Below are 16,949 nucleotides of genomic sequence, written 5' to 3'. Positions count from 1 at the left end.
GCCACCTCAAACATTAGAAAGCCCCTGCGGCGCTTCGCCATAGATCTTCGTGCAGGCTTCCATCGCGAACCGGTCGCTCATCCCGGCGATGAAGTCCGCGATGGTGCGGGCACGCTGCGGGTCGTCCTTGGGTAGGCGCGCCTGCCATTCGGGCGGCATCAGGTGGTGATCCTGAGAATAGGCCGCGAACAAGCGCGCCACCACATCGCGGGCACGGCCAGCGGCGGCGACTTGTTCCGGGTGGTAATAGAGCTTGTCGTACATGAAGGTCTTTAGCGATCGTTCCTGAGCGGCAAAACCGGGCGAGAACCCGGCCAACTGTTTGCCAGCAGCCCGCACCTCATCGACGGAGGTCATGCCGCTGATACTGGCGCGCGTGTGCTCTAACACATCATTGACCATCATGCCGATTTGATCGCGCACCAGCTCGCGCAATTGCCGCTCTCGCGGGGCATTGGGAAAGCGTTTTTCGACCGCCCGCCATTGGTGTTCGAGGAAATCCAATTCCAAGAGGTCATCAAGGCCCAAGAACCCGGCCCGCAGGCCGTCATCAATGTCGTGATTATCATAGGCGATATCATCGGCGACCGCCGCAATCTGGGCCTCCAATGATGGCCACGCGCCCAAATCAAACGGGAATGCCGCATCCAGCTCCGCCAAAGCCCAATTGGGTGCCTCGACCGGGCCATTGTGCTTGGCCAGCCCCTCCAACAGATCCCACGTCAGGTTGAGCCCATCATAGTCGGGATAGGGCGATTCCAAGCGCATCAGCGTGCGCATCGACTGCGCATTGTGGCAGAACCCGCCGTGCCGCTGCATCGCCTCAGACAGCGCCGCCTCTCCCGCATGGCCAAAGGGCGGGTGCCCCATATCGTGCGCCAGACACAGCGCCTCAGTAAGATCCTCGTCCAAACCCAGAGCGCGGGCCAGCACGCGGCCAATCTGCGCGACTTCAAGACTGTGGGTGAGGCGCGTGCGGTAATGATCGCCTTCCGGCGCGATAAAGACCTGAGTTTTGGATTTGAGCCTACGGAAGCTCATCGAGTGGATGATCCGGTCGCGGTCGCGTTGAAACTCGCTGCGCGGCCCCCTCACCTCAGCGCGCGCCGAGCCAGAGCGATTGTCAAATTCGCGGCCGCGCGGTGCGGCGGGGTCAGCGGCGTAAGGGGCGCGGGTCATATCCACCCTTGCGCGCTTAAGTCAGCGCATCGTTCACCACAACCTGAACAGAGAGCGAACGCATTCATAAAGATCAGATATTCGCCAGGCATATGAGGGTCAGGACCTACAAAGCTCGCGGGGCCGCTCGTTGTTTCAACTGAGCAGCCCCTCAGCCTGTCGGTTAGCGACCCGATGGCTCGGACGGCAGCGCGTCTCCACCATTGGTAGGAACTTACATCGGTGTGAATAGGGCGCGACTTGTAAGAACGCGACAAATCGTGGGTGAGACGGGGTCGGCTGCCGCTTATCCTGGCAAATCCTCGCCAAGCAGCCAATTCGCCGCAGCCTCGCAGTGAATCCGGGTCGAATCGAACACTGGCAAGATGTTGGCGGTGGCATCCACGACCAAATTCATCTCAGTACAGGCCAAAACAATCGCCTTGGCGCCTTCTTGTTCTTTATTGGTGATGATCGTACGGATGGATCGTTCCGCATCGCGGGTCGCCTTGCCGACCATCAATTGCTCGTAAATGATCCGGTCGAGAAGCTCGACATTGTCCATATTCGGCGGGAGCAGATCAACGCCGTGCGCAACCAGCCGCTTGCGATAAAAACTCTCGGTCATCACGTTCCGAGTGCCGATCAGCGCCGCATTCTTGCAGCCAGCCGCTTGCATCGCCGCGCCGACGGTTTCTGCAATGTGCAGGATCGGGATGCCGACGGCGCCTGCGACATCCTCATAAAGCTTGTGCATTGAGTTGGCGCAGATGATCAGTGCGCCCGCGCCAGCACCTTCCAACCGTTTCGCGCTTTCAGACAATACGCCTGCGGCCCGTTTCCAATCAGCATCTTCGCGCAGACCATAAAGCTCACAAAAGTCGAGGCTTTCGATCAGCAGCGGTGCGCTCGCCATCGGGCGACCGTGCTTTTGTCCGTCTTTTTGGATGATTCGATTGATGCGTTCGTAGTACATGGCGGTCGAAACCCAGCTCATACCGCCAATCAGGCCCAATTTTCTCAAAGGTAGTCCTTAAATCTAAAATAGCCCTGTCGCGCCCCGCCTTAGCGAGCGAGGAGCCAGTACGCTACAGGCTTTACAAGATTTGATGAGTTAGAGCTCGGGCCGGATCGATGGCAGGCTCAGCAGCCAGCTTTTGAGGTCAGACAGCGTCGGCTGAGCGGCCTCTTCATGCGGCAAATGGCCAATCTCTTCATATTCCACCAGCGTGGAATTGGGCAGCTGCTCATCATACCAGCGGCCCGATTCGACCGGGATCAATGGATCCTCAGCACCCCAGATCACCAGCGTGGGCACCTCAACTGCGCTAACCTCTTCCGCATCAAAGACGACCCGTTCAGCTGCAAAACGGGTGATCGTAGCCGAGCGGTTGCCAGGGTAGCGCAGCATTTCCCAATATCGATCAACCATCGCAGGCGTCACCATAGCTTTGTTGCTGACCATTTTAGTGAAGGATTGCTCAACCATCGAACGCGGCGTGATGTGTGCCATCAACCGGTTCGCCACAGGGGTCTGAGCCAAAGTCATCGCAAAACTCCCGCCTCCCCCGTCACGTCTTACTGGCGCTCCGCTGGCACCGACCAAGACTATTCCCTCGAGCCGTTCAGGATGCACGAGCGCATATGCCATCGCGTGGCTTCCTCCCATTGAGCTGCCCGCGATGACGAACCGGTCCAGGCCCAAAGCATCGGCGACCTCGCCAATATCGGCAACAAAGCTCTCACGCGAATAGTCTGCATTAGTGTCAGGCCCAGTCAGCCCATGGCCGACCTGGTCAAAACGGATGACGCGGTAAGTTTCTTTGAGGTCGTCCGCCCAAGGCTCCCATGTGTGCAGATCGGCCGTGGAACCATGCAGCAGCATGATCGCAGGCGCATCGCGCGGTCCCTCATCGCGCAGATGCACGGTCACGCCGTTGCCAATCTCGACAAACTGCGAGGGTTCACCGGCGTATTTGGCGCGCATCTCCGCTGGATCGGTGTCGGGCGTGCGAAACACCACAAATGCGAGCATCAGCAGCGCGATGAGCACGGCTAGGACTTTGAACAGACGCTTCATTGTCGGAATTCCTATAGTTTTGACGGCTCACTGCGCGGGCATTTGGTCGATCCATCGGCGGATCACAGCCAGCCCGTCTGCATCAATGGTCGACTTGCCCAGCTCTGGCATCGCAACTCCAGGATCGACCGAATTCATACGGTGGACGAGGATCGATTTGTCCGGCGAGCCCGGATCAATCGAAACCAGCAGCCCCCCTGCCCCGCGCCCGGCCGCGACGGGCGGTTTGCGGACACCCAGAGCGTGTGGATCGTCTTGTTCCCAGCGCAGATCAAGCCCGGAATTTGACGCCATGCCGTCAGGTTGGTGGCAATGCGCGCAATTCACATCGAGATAGGCGCGGGCAAGAGCGGCCACATCGGCGCTTTCGCTGTCACGCTCGCCCCAATGAGGCAGGCCCGCTGTCACCATTGGCATTTTGTCGAGCCGCCCATCTGCAACCGCTTCACTGAGCCATTCGGTGGGCAGGTTCCTAACCTTGGGGCCAATCGGCGTGACTTCGCCATCTTTCACATGGCACTGCTTGCACTGGTTCTTGTTGGGCACGCGGTAGCTGATCTCGGTCCCATCAGGCCGCGTAACAGGGATACGCGCCCCCGCCACCGCCAGCCGCGCATCCGTCTGCTCCTCATTCCAAACATAGGGCAGCGCCACCCAGCCCTCGGCCCGGTGCAGCAACAGGCGCGTTTCAATGAGGCGCCGGTCCGCGCCTTCACCAAAGGCGAAGGTCTTGATCAGCGCGCTGCCGACAGGAAATTCGAGCAGGCCATCCCCATTTGCCTTCATCGCCTTGCCAAAGGGGACATAGGCAAAGCGCAGCTTATCCGCGCCGTCGGAATAGAGCGGTGTTTTGAGCGTGTAGTCGGCAGCGCTGAACGATTCCTGCGAACCTAGACGAGAGAAAAAGCCAAACTCGGACAGTGTTTTGGGCATGCCCTCCATAACGGCGCTGTTGTTTACAGCGACTGGAGAGCGTGCCTCAGACTGAGAGACTGCGCCTGCCAGCGCGAGCGTGGCCAGCCCTAACAGGATGCCGCCGCGGATCACTTGAGACGCGCCTCCATGCCCTCAGGTAGAGCAACCTTGGGCAGCTCAGCCGTCTCACCTGCGATCACCGGATTGAGGATCTCCGGTTTCGCCTCAGTTATCGGTTGGCCAACGCGGGTAAGGCCCAGCGAGAGAATTGGCGTTGGATCTTCGACAATCAAACCTTTGCCCAATCCATCTGAGAAAATATGCGGCAGCGAACCTCCGGTCATCGCGGCCAATTGTGTGCCACCGGGCAAATCAGGCGCGTTGCCACCCGTGCCATAGATGTTGCCCTTTACCACCACATCCACCGGACGCGGCTGATACCGCTCGTCATCGAAGGGCTGTGTGTAGGCGATCATCATCACGTGGCTGGTTGAATTGTTGACCAGCGCATTCTCCCGAATGTGCACGTCTTTGTTCGCCATCACCATCACCCCGGTTCCCGCGGGAACGCTGGCGACGATATTGCCCTCTGGCGCGAAATTTCCGGTGTTGTTGTCGATCACCGCATTGCGCGCGACCAGCACATTGCCGCCGCCGACTTTGGGCAGGCCGGGCAAATCAAAGATCAGAATGCCGCCTGTGTTCTTGGTCGCGAGGTTCTCTGTCACCTCGGCAAAATTGCTATTTTCAATCTCGATCCCGGCGACATTTTCCATCACGCGATTGCGGCGCACGATGATGTTTTCCGACTGGCCAACATAGATGCCCGCATCCGATGCCCCGCGAACATAGCTGTCTTGTACCAGAACATTGCTCGCCTCGACTGGATAGATGCCATAGGCGCCATTGCTGGCGTCTGGGCCACCCGTCCATTCCACCCGGATCGCGTGATAGATGATCTGATCCGCGCCCTTGGATTTGATCCCGTCGCCCTTAGCATTCTCAATCCCGAAATCGCGCAAAGTGACATCGTCTGACGTCACCAGCAAACCTTCGCCCGCACCCTCCTGCGCTGTAAAATCGAGCACGCTTGCGTCCATTCCCGCGCCGCGCAGGGTCACGCCGTCAACGTCCAGGCTGAGACCATCTGTCAGCGCATAGCGCCCGGCGGCGAGCACGATCTCATCACCCGGTTCGGCAAGGATCAGCGCCTCCTGCAAGCGCTCCTGAGCGCCCTCGCCAGGCTCAATCGTGTGCGTCTCTGCCATGGCGGCGCTCGTGCAGGTGAGCGCGACGGGTGCAGCGAGCGCGGCGAGTGCAAGTTTCAGCATGATGATCCCTCCCAAGTGGCAAGCATTGTGCCGCCTTGAGCCGGGATTGCAAGAGCGGCGTCAGTCCCCGCCGAGGCCGAGCGAACACAGCGCCGCTGCGCTGGCCAATTGTTCAACCGCCTCTGGATCGTCAACGCGGCGGATCCGCGCGAGCAGATCGCCGGGAGAGAGGGGAATGCCGCTCTCACCCTCTTGCGCGCGCAGCCGCTCCAGCTTCTTCAGTTGCAGCAGCGACAGACGATCGACCATGCGGCCCGCCATACAGCCTGCAAGCTGAGGCGGGGCGCCCTTTTCGATCAGGGCCGCTTCAATGCGTTCTTCCGTTACTTGTTCAACCAAGCCGTCATCACGAAATACAAACCATGAAAAGGCAACGCCCAAGGCTATCGCAGCAATTATGATCAGATAGCGCTTTAGCATTTTTCGCAGACATCTCGAAACATCGGGATCAATCCAGCGCCTTCACGATCTCTTCGACCATCTTCTTGGCGTCGGACAGCAACATCATCGTCTGGTCCATGTAGAACACATCATTGTCGACCCCGGCATAGCCGACCCCGCCCATGCTGCGCTTGATGAAGAACACTTGCTTCGCCTTGTCGACGTCGAACACAGGCATGCCGTAGATCGGCGAGCTCTTATCGGTTTTCGCCGCCGGGTTCACCACGTCGTTCGCGCCGATGATGAAGGCGACATCCGCCTGCGCAAATTCGCTGTTGATGTCCTCCAGTTCGAACACTTCGTCATAGGGAACATTCGCCTCGGCTAGCAGCACGTTCATGTGCCCCGGCATCCGCCCGGCAACCGGGTGGATCGCGTATTTCACCTCGACGCCCTTTTCTTTGAGCGTGTCGGCCATTTCGCGCAGTACGTGCTGAGCCTGAGCCACCGCCATGCCGTAACCGGGAATGATGATGACCTTTTCCGCCTGTTCCAGCATGAAGGCCGCATCGTCTGCGCTGCCCTGCTTGTACGGGCGCTGTTCGCGCGCCTCGCCATCGCCGCCGCCTGAGCTATCCGCGCCAAAGCCGCCCGCGATCACACTGATGAAGCTGCGGTTCATGGCCTTGCACATGATGTAGCTGAGAATGGCTCCCGACGAGCCAACCAAAGCGCCAGTGATGATCATCGCGCTATTGCCCAGCGTGAAGCCCATCGCCGCCGCCGCCCAGCCGGAATAGCTGTTAAGCATGGACACGACGACCGGCATATCCGCGCCGCCGATTGGAATGATCAGCAGGAAGCCGATGATAAAGGCGAGCACGGTAACTGCGATGATCAGCTGCCCCTCGCCCGCGCCAGCCTCGGTCGACATGGCGTAATAGGCGATCAAGCCAAGGATCGCGGCCAATGTGCCAAGATTGATCACGTGCCGCCCTGGCAGCATGATCGGCGATCCGCTCATCCGGCCGGAGAGCTTGAGGAAGGCAATGACCGAACCGGAGAAGGTGATCGCACCAATCGCGATGCCCAGGCCCAGCTCAATCCGGCTGACGACCAGAATTTGCCCAGCGGCGTCGGTGATCCCGAAACTTGCCGGGTCGAGCCATGCGGCAAGGCCCACGACAACGGCAGCCAAACCGACCAGCGAGTGAAAGCCCGCGACCAGTTCTGGCATCGCCGTCATGGCGATTTTGCGGGCGACGGTGACGCCGATAATCCCGCCCAGGAACATTGCGATACCGATCTCTGGCAGGGTCGCGATGCTGTGCGTCACCAGAGTGGTGACGACGGCGATCAGCATGCCGAGCATCCCATAACGGTTGCCCGCGCGGCTCGTCGCTGGACTAGACAGCCCGCGCAATGCGAGGATGAAGAACACGCCGGAGATAAGATAGGCGAGCGCTACCCAAGAGTTTGTCAACTGGGATGCATCTACCGCTTCCGCCGCTTCGCGTGCTCTTGTTGCAATAGCAAAGTGGGAGTCGGGATTACTAGGATCGCAATACCCACCGTCGCTATACACGTCACTACATGCTTGCGCTGAAGATCGCACTAGATTGAGAAGCAAAGTCATCTCTTACTTCTCCTTCTTCTTGTACATGGCGAGCATTCGCTCCGTCACGGCAAAGCCGCCGAAGATGTTGATGCTGGCCAAAACCACGCCGAACAGGCCGAGATATTTGGCCGTTGGGCTGCCCGCCTCAGCCGCCGCGATCAGCGCGCCTACGATGATCACCGAAGAAATCGCATTGGTCACCGCCATCAGCGGCGTATGCAGCGCCGGGGTGACCGACCAGACAACGTAATAGCCCACAAAACAGGCCAATACGAAAATCGAAAGGATTGAGATAAAGTCCATTGGTTATGCAGCCTCCCCGGCACGGGGAGGGGGACCAGCAGCAGGCTGGTGGAGGGGACCCGCCGCACGCGCGACGATTGCCTCTGCGGCCGCATCGGCATCCGCCAACACGCGGCGCGCAGCCACCCGCAAAACCCTGAACCCGTTTTCTTTCATGAATGCGATACGCCTCTCGTCAAACTTGGCGCGATCAAGTGAATCGTGTGCGCTGCCATCGACTTCGACGACCAGCTTTTCAGACAGACAGCAAAAATCAGCGATATATGGGCCTATCGGATGCTGCCTGCGAAATTTGAAACCCTGTGGACGGGCGCGAAGGCGCTGCCACAGCATACGTTCGGGCAGCATCATGTTTTTTCGGAGTTCACGGGCGCGCACGACTTCCGGTCTGGCGACGAACCGCGCGTCCCCTCCACCGCGCTGCGCGCGGTCCCCCTCCCCATAGCGGGTAGGATTTGGGATGCTCAAACTCACCCCTGGAGCCTCTCGTTCACCACCTTGCCGCCTTGGGTTAAGCGGATCGCATCGCCGATTTCTTCGTCCAGCTCTGGCTTACCCGCTTCCTTGTCCCAGAACGCGCTAAGGAAGTTGAAGTGATTGCGCGCAAACAGCGCCGAGGCATCGGCGGGCAATTGTGCAGGCGTGTTAGCATAGCCGATGATTTTGACGCCGTGCTTCTCGACCGTCTCATCGGGCTTTGAGCCCTCAACATTGCCACCTTGCGCCACTGCAAGGTCGAAAATCACGCTGCCCGACTTCATCGTCGCGATTTGCGCGTCCGTGATCAGCACCGGCGCTGCGCGTCCGGGAATCAGCGCGGTGGTGATCACAATGTCCTGTTTCGCGATGTGCTCTGAGACGAGCTTGGCCTGAGCCGCCTTATACTCATCGCTCATTTCCGTGGCGTATCCGCCCGAGCCTTCGCCCTCAATTCCGGCCACATCCTCAACAAAAATCGCTTTTGCGCCAAGGCTTTCGATCTGTTCCTTGGTAGCGGATCTGACGTCGGTCGCCGACACTTGAGCGCCCAGCCGCCGCGCGGTCGCAATCGCTTGGAGGCCAGCAACGCCGACGCCCATAACAAAAGCTTTCGCCGCCTGAACCGTGCCAGCGGCCGTCATCATCATGGGAAAGGCGCGGCCGTAGGTGTCCGCCGCCGCCAGCACCGCTTTATAACCCGACAGGTTCGATTGGCTGGAGAGCACATCCATGCTCTGCGCGCGGGTGATGCGCGGCATGAACTCCATGCTCAGCGCCTCGAGCCCAGCAGCGGCATAGGCCTCTACCCGCGCAGTATCGCTGAATGGATCAAATAGGGCCGCAACCCATGCGCCGGATTTCGCGCCTTTCAGCGCTTTTACGTCAGGCGCTTGAATGCCCAGAACGATGTCGGCGTCTTTGATCGTAGCGGCCGCTTTGCCGACGCTGGCGCCGGCTTCTACAAACGCCTCGTCCGTAATGGAGGCATGCAGTCCCGCCCCGCTTTCGATCGCCACCTCATTGCCTAAGCCAATGAACTTTTTAACTGTTTCCGGTGTTGCGGCAACGCGCGTTTCACCGGCGGCTTGCTCTTTAAGAACGGCGATCTTCATGCAGGCGTCCTAGTCAGCGATCATCATGATGACGAACAGAGTAATCACGCAAATCAGGGGAATGGCCCACTTCAGCGAAGCAATGAAGCTGTCATAGGTTGATTTAGCATGGTCCATATCGTTGGCTGCCATCGCGCATATTCCTTCAAATCGTTGTCTGGCCTCACAAAAACCCTTTGCGTGAGGCGTTCTGGATATGCCCTATCGAAGCCCGCGGGCAAGCTCAAGCCCGCGCGATTGCTTGGGGCAGGAAAAGCATGATTGACCGCTCCGCTAAGGGATTTGCGAAAGGAACAGCGAATAGCCTTAATCGGGTCTTTACTCCTGTTCGGTAAGCCCATCCATTAAGTGACCTTGGGGGAAGGCTCTCAAGGCGTTTTGGGATGTAAACGTCGATGTCCGAACTGGAAACGCGCCTGGTAATGCTGATTGATGACGAGCCGGCACAAAGTCGCTTGATCTCAGCAATTGCCGCGCGTGAAGGCTGGCGGATTATCGTGGCGGGCGACGCGGAAGAAGCGATCGCGATGCTCGGCACACGCGAGGGCATGCAATTGTCCGCGATCCTGCTCGATCAGTGGGTGCCAGGCGATGATGCCTGCGGCCTTATCCAAGAGCTGAAAATTCGCCGCCCCGCCCTGCCGATCCTGATGCTGACGACCAGCGCATCGCCTTTGCTCGCCGTGGAAGCCATGCGAGCAGGCGCGAGCGATTATCTCGTCAAACCGATTTCGCCCGACCGCCTGATGGAAGCGCTGCGCAGCGTAACCACCCGCGAAACGCCTAAAAAAGAACTCGCCCCGCTGACTGAGAAAATGTCGGCGACGCTCGATTTCGATGCGATGATCGGCACCGCGCCAAAATTTCGCACCGCTTTGGCGCAAGCCGCCAAGGCCGCGCGCGGCCACGGGCATGTCCTGATCGAGGGCGAAAGCGGCACCGGCAAAGAAATGCTGATGCGCGCGATGCACGCCGCCAGCCCACGCAGCAAGGCGCCGCTGCGCGTGATCAACATCGGCAGCGTGCCGCCGAACTCGGTCGAATCCGTCCTGTTCGGGCACGAGCCAGACGCCTTTCCCGGGGCGTTTGATCGCCAGATTGGCGCGATGCAGCATTGCGACGGGGGCACGCTACTGCTCGATGAAGTTGATCGCCTGCCCAATGAAATGCAGGCCCGCTTGGCTGAAACACTAGAAAGCGGCATCGTCCGCCCGGTTGGCGCCGCCCACGGTTTCCGCGTCGATGTCCGCTTGCTGTCGGCGAGCAATTACTCGCTGGAGCGGCTGACCAAGACCAAGCATTTTGACCAGAAACTGGCCGACAAGCTGGGCGGGACCAAAATCGAACTTCCGCCTCTGCGCGAGCGCACAGGCGACATTTCGGCTCTGACCCGGCATTTCCTCACCCGCATTGGCGAGCAACCCGGCCTCAACCACCTGTCCATCAGCGACAGCGCGCTGACACTGCTCGCGGCGTTCGATTGGCCGGGCAATGTCCGCCAATTGCAATCCGTCCTGTTCCGCGCGGCGGTCTATTGCGAAGATCAGACGCTGACCGCAGACAGCTTCCCGCAGCTCTCCGAAATGCTCGGCGAGCTTGAACAACTGACCTCACCTCAGCATGAGGGCGTGGGCGTGATGCTCTACACTGAGGACGGCAATCTGCGGCCACTCGAAGAGATCGAAGCCGACGTTATTCGCCTCGCCATCGGCCATTATCGCGGCCGGATGACCGAGGTCGCACGCCGTCTGGGGATTGGCCGCTCGACCTTGTATCGCAAGCTTTCCGATCTTGGGATCGACAACGCCGCTTGATACACGAATGCGATCCGACTAGCGCAGCGTCATGACACAAAACCAAGATTTTTCCGGGCGCACGGCGCTCGTCACTGGCGCCTCCTCCGGCATTGGCGCGGCATGCGCGAAAGCTCTGGCGGCGCGCGGCGCAAGCAAGCTGTTTCTGGTGGACCTCGATACCGCCGGAATGGAAGCGCTGAACCTCAGCTGCGATGTTGAACACATCACCGGCAGCGTTGCGGACGAAGCCTTATGGCAGGAGCTGGAGCCGCGTCTGACCGGGCTGGACCATGCCGCCGTTAACGCAGGCATTGGCGGACACGGCCAGATCGCCAACCTCGACTTTGCCGAATGGCGCCGGGTGATGGACGTCAATCTCGATGGCGCTTTCCTGACCCTGCGCGCCGCCATGCGAGCAATGAAAGACGGCGGCGGCAGCGCGGTCATTACCTCTTCTTCAACCGGCATGAAGCCGATTGCAGGCATCGGCCCTTACGGCGTTGCGAAAGCGGCGGTCTCTCACATGACTCGTATTGCCGCGCTGGAAGGCGCACCCAACAACATCCGCGTGAATGCCATCGCACCGGGCGGGGTCGACACCAACATCTGGGAAAGCTCAGATGACTTTAAGCGCTCGGTCGAAACGCAAGGCCGCGAGGCGACGATCAAGGCAATGGCCAGCACAACACCGCTGGGGCGTTTCGCCACCAGCGAAGAGATCGCGGGCGATATCCTCTACATGCTGTCGGATGCAGGTACGAACCTGACCGGGCACGTGATGGTTTCTGACGGCGGCTTCACACTGTAAGCCGCCGCCAAAGCTAGTTTGGGCTTAGAAGCTGACCGTCTGCGTTACGCGGGTCTCACCCTCACTGCCGCGCAGGCTCATAGTAAAGCTCTTCGCGTCCCAGTCGATTTCGACCAAGCCAAAATTCTCTTCAGAAATGAAATCCGTAACCCGCTTTGGATCGGGTTCGCGCGCCGTGTTGCGCTCGGTCGAAGAGAACGAATAGTTCATAGAAGAGCTGGTGAGCTCCCAAACCTGCTCGCCCGCTTCCGCTGGCGTGTCGCGGTAAATACCGCCCGCATGCCGATCGCCAGACAGCATCACAACGCCGCTCTCTTCGCGGTTTGCCAGCATACCATAGAGCTTGGCCCGCTCCAGCGGTAGAGCCTCCCAACTTTCGTAATTGTGCGCATCGGTCAGCACTTGGATCGAAGAGACCACAACCCGCAGGTCAGCTGGCTTGGCCAATTCCTGCTCTAGCCATTGCCATTGCGCATCGCCGAGCATCGTCTTGCTGGCATCAGTGCTTGGCACATAGGGGCCAAGCGGCGGGCGCTCTGGCGTGTAAGCCATCGCGTCCAAATCAGAGCGGAAGAAGCGGGTGTCGAGCATGAGAATCTGCACGCGCTTGCCCTTTGGCCCAAAGATCCGGCTTTCATAAATGCCAGGGCGCGATTTCACTTCATCGGATGATCCCCAGAATGTCTCAAAGATAGTCTCTGACCAACCACGGAATGCAAAATTCGCGCCGCCATCGTTGAAACCAAAATCGTGATCATCCCATGTGATCATCATCGGCACCTTGGTGCGAAACTCGGCCAGCTCCAGCGTTTCAGCCTGCTGCTGATAGGCGGCGCGCAAAGTACTGAGTGAGGCGTCACCCTTCCAACCCTGATCACCGTAATTGTTGTCGCCAATAAACAGGAACAGGTCAGGATTGGTCGCCGCAATCTGTGCCCACATATGCTGGCTGCGCGACTGATGGTTGCAACTGCCAAAGGCCAGGCGTGTCACCAAACCATCAGGCAACAGCTGCACATTGTCGGGCGCAACCGGCAGGTCGATCTGCGCCTGAAGCTTCGCGTAATACGGGGCAAGCAGCTCGTCCGCGCTCAGCGCGACTTCGTTTGCGCCCTCTGAATGGCCATGGTCATCAGCCAGAGCGGGCGAAGCCACAGAAACAAGCAATCCGGCGATGAGAGGCGAGAAAACGCGCATAGGTAAGCTCCAAAAGGCAATCTGAATCGTCAGATGAGCGCTTGCCATGACCTTTCTATGACACGCAAACAAAATCCCCCTCTGGCTCGGGGCCAAAGGGGGATTTCATTGGTTCAGATCGCTGGCAATCGGTCCAGCGTGATCACTCAGAAACGGTAGCGGATGCCTGCTAACAGGCTGACGGTTTCAAAGCGGCCACTGACATCAGAGTTAAAATCGTTCGCGCCGCCACCGACAAACGTACGCTCAAAATCTAGGCCTGATACGCGCTGGTAACGCAGGCGGGTCTGAAGCTCGACATTGTCGGTAAGGACGAACTGAACGCCGAGATTGCTTTGCAGCGAGAGGCCCGTGTCTGAACCGGTCACAGCAAAGGTTGGCGCGGTCGCGACGCCATTGTTGGGGAAGTAGGTTGCATTGGCATCAACCTCTGCAACGCCGATGCCGCCGCCCCAAAACGGGATAACCTTCTGATCATCTGACCAGCGAATGTCGGATTGATAATTGATCGAGAAGGTGTTGATCTCTGTGTCGCCGCCAAAAATCTGATCACCGCCGTTAAAGCTGCCGCCGCTCACATCGGCGTTGGCATAGGAATATTCCACTTCAACGCTCGGCTGGAACAGGCCGAAAACGCGCTTAGGAATGCGGTAGCCAACAGCAACCGTACCAACGAAGCCTTCGTCCGACTGCACGTCCACGCTGGCAGGCGCGCCGGCCACACCGGGTGATGCGCCTTGTGGGTCTTGAACACCGTCGAAGGTTTCATCGCTGGGCGAGGTCACGCCCGCTTGCAGCGATACGTAAACGCCGCCTTCCGGGGTGAAGTCATCCGACTGAGCGGCGGCTGGCGCGGCGAAAGCCATCGCTGGAAGAGCGAGCAAAATTGCAAGAGTGCGAGGGGTGCTGGAAAAGATCATTTGCGGGGTCCAATTTTCGATAGGGGGTGCCTCTCCTTTCGCGCCCCTCGCCCGAGTGGTTACACAGACCCGCTTGTTTTATTTCACGACTGGCAAATTTTCGAAGCTGTCGCAGACAACCTAAAGCGGCGGCAAATGCTCAAAATCCGTCAGCGCCGCATCGCGCATTCCGCGCCAGACGTTGCGCGCCTGAACCGTCTCAGCGACATCATGCACGCGGAGGATATGCACGCCCGCATTCATGCCGAGCGTCGCCAGCGCCAATGATCCGCCAAGCCGCTCATGCGCACCTGCTTCGTTCGACAAGGCCCCGATCATCCGCTTGCGGCTGACACCCAGAAGGATCGGAGACCCCAGCGCATGGAACAATGGCAGCGCGTTCAGCAATGCGAGGTTTTCCGCCAGGCTTTTGCCAAAGCCGATGCCGGGATCGAGGATGATCTTATCCTCTGCAATACCCGCCGCGATCGCGTTGGAGCGGACCTCTTTGAGGAAATCAAACACGTCAAAGACGACGTCTTTGTAATCGCCGCCCTCGTGCAAATCCTCGCCGCTGCCCGGCGCATGCATCAGGATCACTGGGCATAGCGCATTCGCGACCAATTCGGCGGTGCGCGGGTCATAGCGCATGGCCGAGACGTCGTTGGCAGCATGTGCGCCAGCGGCCAGCGCCGCCTCCAGCACGCCTGCTCTGCGTGTATCTACGGTAATCGCTGCACCCATACTGGCGCAATATTCCACCGCCGGCAGGACGCGGTCTTTCTCGTCCCCCTCCCACGTCGCGGCGGCACCTGGGCGGGTGCTTTCCCCGCCAATATCGATGATGCTCGCGCCCGCCTCCAACATAGCGGAGGCATGAGCGCGGCCCACATCCGGCTTTTCCAGAAAGTCGCCGCCATCAGAAAAACTGTCAGGCGTCACGTTGAGAATGCCCATCACCTGCGGCTGATCAAAGCGAATGATGCGCTCGCCCAGCTCTAGCGGCGCATGGACCTTTTGCAGGTTGGCCCATTGCCCGCGCGCCTCAGCTTCCAGCTCGCCGCCGAGCTTAGCAAAGGCATCCTCCGCCTCACGCACGCCGAACAGATGCCGCGCTGTGACTGCGCCGTCCTGGCGCACCACGCAGGCAAAGCGGCTCGCGTAGACCATCGAGCCAGCCAGCTGGATCGCGGCCCCATCATTGTGCTGGGGACCCGGCGCAAAGCCGATCGGGCAGATATAGATGCTCTCACTCATAGCCATCAGGGTTAGGACGCAAATCAGCCAGCGCAAAGGCCTCAATTGTCTCCGCGCACAAAAAAGGGGCCATGCCTGCTGGCACGGCCCCTTTCCCGAGGATGTTTAGCGATTATTCGCCGCCGAACTTAAACCTCACACCGGCAGAGACGATCGATTGCTCTGACTCGATCCCGAGCGTTGCAGGAAGAAGGTTCAGCTCAACTTCGCTGTCTTCGGTAGTGGCGCGGTAAGTGTATTGGCCAAACACCTCGGCGCGCGGTGAAAGCGCAAAGCTCGCGCCCGCCATCAGCTGATAGGCAAAGCCGCCATCGTCATCATTGGCAACGTCGACGCCCGATGGCGAGAACTCTGCATCGACCCATTGGTAACCGAGGCCTGCGCCAACATACGGCTTGAAAGAGCCGCCGGTGTTGATGTCGTAAAAGACATTACCGAAGACGCCGAAATTGCTGACATCGCCCTGGCCATCGGCGATCACTGCGCCAACGGTGGGGTTTGCCGCATCGGCCGCGCCGCGGGTCAGCACGACTACATCAACGCCGTCAATATCCGCGCCGCCGACGCTCAGGCCCGAATGGCCCGATACGTCATATTCGGAATAGGCCCCTTCCAGCTCCACGCGGAAGCCATTGGCAAAGGCGTATCCAACCTGCCCGCTTAGCGCGAGGCCATTATCGAATTGGGAATTCCATTCCAGCGGGGTTTCCGCAGCAATCGCGTCAAAATCAGCAGTTGCCGCAACATCGGCATCAAATTCTCCTGAGTTTTGGCTGTCACTGGGCAGGCTGATCCCGCCGCTAACGCCAACATAAGGCCCCTCGGCCAAAGCCGCAGAGGGAACCGCAAGTGCGCCAAACGCCGCACCGGCAAAAGCGATATATTTGAAGGACTTTGTCATGATTTCCTCGAATTAGGTTGCGCCCCCGAACACGCAAAATCGCGCTGGAAACATGAACCTAAGCTGCGGAAATCTGGTGCCTTGCGGCGAGCTGCCTCTAGTCTTCGTTGGCCAGCAAGAAGCGTTGCCTGGCTGCGTCGATTGGATTCATGCAGGCGGCTTTGGGCGACGGTGCGAGAGGATAGCTGTGATCGCTTTGCTGACGCACGCCACCAGCATCAAGGGAGCGAACAATAAGTAGAGGAGGAACGTCACGAAAGACGACGGTTCACAATGGTCCCAGAAGACAAACTCATCGGAAACTATAGGATTGCTACAAATCCTTAGGACATGTCCATCAATCGCGCTCAACACCGCAAATGGACTGGCCGGAATCAGTAAGAAAAAAGGCTGCGATATCCGGCAAACCACCCCCTCCAGCGGCTCGGATTGTTATCGCTCTCGATCAAATCGAAGAAATGCCAAACCGCGAGAAGTGGAAAGAATCGGAAATAGGGACGAAAAGCCTCTCCCAAAGGGCCGGCAAAAGCGTCTAACGGCCAGTCGTCGCCAACCAAGCCAGCGTAGATCATTATCATGCGCCAGCTAATTCCGAACGACAGAGTGCACACCAGAAGCAATAGCAGCATGGTGCAAAACCAGTTGAGCAGCTTCTGGCGGTAGTTTTCAGACACACGGAGCTCTTCGCAAATTTGAGCTACACATTAGCTCGC

18 protein-coding genes are annotated in these 16,949 nt (G+C 59.2%); 2 read left to right on the top strand and 16 right to left on the bottom strand.

Annotation, left to right across the window (positions count from 1 at the left end; all coding sequences use genetic code 11):
• Positions 1–6 precede the first annotated feature (6 nt).
• The 11 genes from AC0V6V_RS12830 to AC0V6V_RS12780 all read right to left on the bottom strand — a co-directional run bounded on the left by AC0V6V_RS12830 (position 7) and on the right by AC0V6V_RS12780 (position 9,510).
• Complete coding sequence (locus AC0V6V_RS12830) at positions 7–1,179, bottom strand: deoxyguanosinetriphosphate triphosphohydrolase (RefSeq protein WP_486166361.1); 1,173 nt, start codon at positions 1,177–1,179, stop codon at positions 7–9.
• Between the two features lie 286 nt (positions 1,180–1,465).
• On the bottom strand, positions 1,466–2,182 hold the full coding sequence (locus AC0V6V_RS12825) for an aspartate/glutamate racemase family protein (RefSeq protein WP_486165739.1): 717 nt from the start codon (positions 2,180–2,182) through the stop codon (positions 1,466–1,468).
• Between the two features lie 90 nt (positions 2,183–2,272).
• Positions 2,273–3,238: an alpha/beta fold hydrolase gene (locus tag AC0V6V_RS12820; RefSeq protein WP_486165738.1), complete on the bottom strand. Its 966-nt coding sequence runs from the start codon at positions 3,236–3,238 to the stop codon at positions 2,273–2,275.
• Positions 3,239–3,265: 27 nt separating this feature from the next.
• Positions 3,266–4,285, bottom strand: a complete 1,020-nt coding sequence (locus AC0V6V_RS12815; RefSeq protein WP_486165737.1) for an SO2930 family diheme c-type cytochrome — start codon at positions 4,283–4,285, stop codon at positions 3,266–3,268.
• A complete protein-coding gene (locus tag AC0V6V_RS12810) occupies positions 4,282–5,484 on the bottom strand; it encodes a parallel beta-helix domain-containing protein (RefSeq protein ID WP_486165736.1) in 1,203 nt (400 codons plus the stop codon). The genes AC0V6V_RS12815 and AC0V6V_RS12810 overlap by 4 nt, the downstream gene beginning before the upstream one ends.
• Positions 5,485–5,544: 60 nt before the next feature.
• Positions 5,545–5,904, bottom strand: coding sequence for a hypothetical protein (locus AC0V6V_RS12805; protein WP_486165735.1), 360 nt, complete (start codon positions 5,902–5,904; stop codon positions 5,545–5,547).
• Positions 5,905–5,932: 28 nt separating this feature from the next.
• The gene (locus AC0V6V_RS12800; protein ID WP_486166100.1) at positions 5,933–7,396 is read right to left on the bottom strand and encodes an NAD(P)(+) transhydrogenase (Re/Si-specific) subunit beta; all 1,464 of its coding nucleotides are present in this window, start codon (positions 7,394–7,396) and stop codon (positions 5,933–5,935) included.
• A 108-nt stretch (positions 7,397–7,504) separates the two neighbouring features.
• The gene (locus AC0V6V_RS12795) at positions 7,505–7,786 is read right to left on the bottom strand and encodes an NAD(P) transhydrogenase subunit alpha part 2 (RefSeq protein ID WP_472640940.1); all 282 of its coding nucleotides are present in this window, start codon (positions 7,784–7,786) and stop codon (positions 7,505–7,507) included.
• Between the two features lie 3 nt (positions 7,787–7,789).
• Positions 7,790–8,164 carry an endonuclease domain-containing protein gene (locus tag AC0V6V_RS12790; protein ID WP_486166395.1) on the bottom strand — a complete coding sequence of 125 codons (375 nt, stop codon included), beginning with the start codon at positions 8,162–8,164 and terminating at the stop codon, positions 7,790–7,792.
• Between the two features lie 92 nt (positions 8,165–8,256).
• Positions 8,257–9,378, bottom strand: coding sequence for an NAD(P) transhydrogenase subunit alpha (locus tag AC0V6V_RS12785; RefSeq protein WP_486165733.1), 1,122 nt, complete (start codon positions 9,376–9,378; stop codon positions 8,257–8,259).
• Positions 9,379–9,387: 9 nt separating this feature from the next.
• The gene (locus tag AC0V6V_RS12780; protein ID WP_486137047.1) at positions 9,388–9,510 is read right to left on the bottom strand and encodes a hypothetical protein; all 123 of its coding nucleotides are present in this window, start codon (positions 9,508–9,510) and stop codon (positions 9,388–9,390) included.
• A 263-nt stretch (positions 9,511–9,773) separates the two neighbouring features.
• Between AC0V6V_RS12780 and AC0V6V_RS12775 the strand changes: the two genes are divergently transcribed.
• Positions 9,774–11,192, top strand: a complete 1,419-nt coding sequence (locus AC0V6V_RS12775; RefSeq protein ID WP_486165732.1) for a sigma-54-dependent transcriptional regulator — start codon at positions 9,774–9,776, stop codon at positions 11,190–11,192.
• 31 nt (positions 11,193–11,223) lie between these two features.
• Entirely contained in the window at positions 11,224–11,982 is a 759-nt protein-coding gene (locus tag AC0V6V_RS12770) for an SDR family NAD(P)-dependent oxidoreductase (protein WP_486165731.1), read from the top strand.
• A gap of 24 nt (positions 11,983–12,006) precedes the next feature.
• Here the strand turns inward: AC0V6V_RS12770 and AC0V6V_RS12765 are convergent, their stop codons facing one another.
• The 5 genes from AC0V6V_RS12765 to AC0V6V_RS12745 form a co-directional block, all read right to left on the bottom strand.
• Positions 12,007–13,179: an alkaline phosphatase D family protein gene (locus AC0V6V_RS12765; protein WP_486166360.1), complete on the bottom strand. Its 1,173-nt coding sequence runs from the start codon at positions 13,177–13,179 to the stop codon at positions 12,007–12,009.
• A gap of 146 nt (positions 13,180–13,325) precedes the next feature.
• Complete coding sequence (locus tag AC0V6V_RS12760) at positions 13,326–14,099, bottom strand: outer membrane protein (RefSeq protein ID WP_486165729.1); 774 nt, start codon at positions 14,097–14,099, stop codon at positions 13,326–13,328.
• 120 nt (positions 14,100–14,219) lie between these two features.
• The gene (gene folP / locus AC0V6V_RS12755; RefSeq protein ID WP_486165728.1) at positions 14,220–15,335 is read right to left on the bottom strand and encodes a dihydropteroate synthase; all 1,116 of its coding nucleotides are present in this window, start codon (positions 15,333–15,335) and stop codon (positions 14,220–14,222) included.
• 112 nt (positions 15,336–15,447) lie between these two features.
• On the bottom strand, positions 15,448–16,236 hold the full coding sequence (locus AC0V6V_RS12750) for an outer membrane protein (protein WP_486165727.1): 789 nt from the start codon (positions 16,234–16,236) through the stop codon (positions 15,448–15,450).
• A 374-nt stretch (positions 16,237–16,610) separates the two neighbouring features.
• Positions 16,611–16,910 (bottom strand): hypothetical protein, encoded by a 300-nt coding sequence (locus AC0V6V_RS12745; RefSeq protein WP_486165726.1) that lies wholly within the window; start codon positions 16,908–16,910, stop codon positions 16,611–16,613.
• Between the last annotated feature and the right edge of the window lie 39 nt (positions 16,911–16,949).

It is taken from the genome of Erythrobacter sp. S249, from assembly GCF_057364975.1.
Note: the sequence above shows the minus strand (reverse complement) of the source record. Positions and strands in the feature narration are given on the sequence as shown.

What these genes read in the sequence shown, in the direction of transcription:
- AC0V6V_RS12750 (WP_486165727.1), bottom strand. Translation starts at nt 16,236, where the DNA reads ATGACAAAGTCCTTCAAATATATCGCTTTTGCCGGTGCGGCGTTTGGC.
- AC0V6V_RS12810 (WP_486165736.1), bottom strand. Translation starts at nt 5,484, where the DNA reads ATGCTGAAACTTGCACTCGCCGCGCTCGCTGCACCCGTCGCGCTCACC.
- folP (WP_486165728.1), bottom strand. Translation starts at nt 15,335, where the DNA reads ATGAGTGAGAGCATCTATATCTGCCCGATCGGCTTTGCGCCGGGTCCC.
- AC0V6V_RS12780 (WP_486137047.1), bottom strand. Translation starts at nt 9,510, where the DNA reads ATGGCAGCCAACGATATGGACCATGCTAAATCAACCTATGACAGCTTC.
- AC0V6V_RS12765 (WP_486166360.1), bottom strand. Translation starts at nt 13,179, where the DNA reads ATGCGCGTTTTCTCGCCTCTCATCGCCGGATTGCTTGTTTCTGTGGCT.
- AC0V6V_RS12760 (WP_486165729.1), bottom strand. Translation starts at nt 14,099, where the DNA reads ATGATCTTTTCCAGCACCCCTCGCACTCTTGCAATTTTGCTCGCTCTT.
- AC0V6V_RS12785 (WP_486165733.1), bottom strand. Translation starts at nt 9,378, where the DNA reads ATGAAGATCGCCGTTCTTAAAGAGCAAGCCGCCGGTGAAACGCGCGTT.
- AC0V6V_RS12820 (WP_486165738.1), bottom strand. Translation starts at nt 3,238, where the DNA reads ATGAAGCGTCTGTTCAAAGTCCTAGCCGTGCTCATCGCGCTGCTGATG.
- AC0V6V_RS12775 (WP_486165732.1), top strand. Translation starts at nt 9,774, where the DNA reads ATGTCCGAACTGGAAACGCGCCTGGTAATGCTGATTGATGACGAGCCG.
- AC0V6V_RS12805 (WP_486165735.1), bottom strand. Translation starts at nt 5,904, where the DNA reads ATGCTAAAGCGCTATCTGATCATAATTGCTGCGATAGCCTTGGGCGTT.
- AC0V6V_RS12830 (WP_486166361.1), bottom strand. Translation starts at nt 1,179, where the DNA reads ATGACCCGCGCCCCTTACGCCGCTGACCCCGCCGCACCGCGCGGCCGC.
- AC0V6V_RS12770 (WP_486165731.1), top strand. Translation starts at nt 11,224, where the DNA reads ATGACACAAAACCAAGATTTTTCCGGGCGCACGGCGCTCGTCACTGGC.
- AC0V6V_RS12795 (WP_472640940.1), bottom strand. Translation starts at nt 7,786, where the DNA reads ATGGACTTTATCTCAATCCTTTCGATTTTCGTATTGGCCTGTTTTGTG.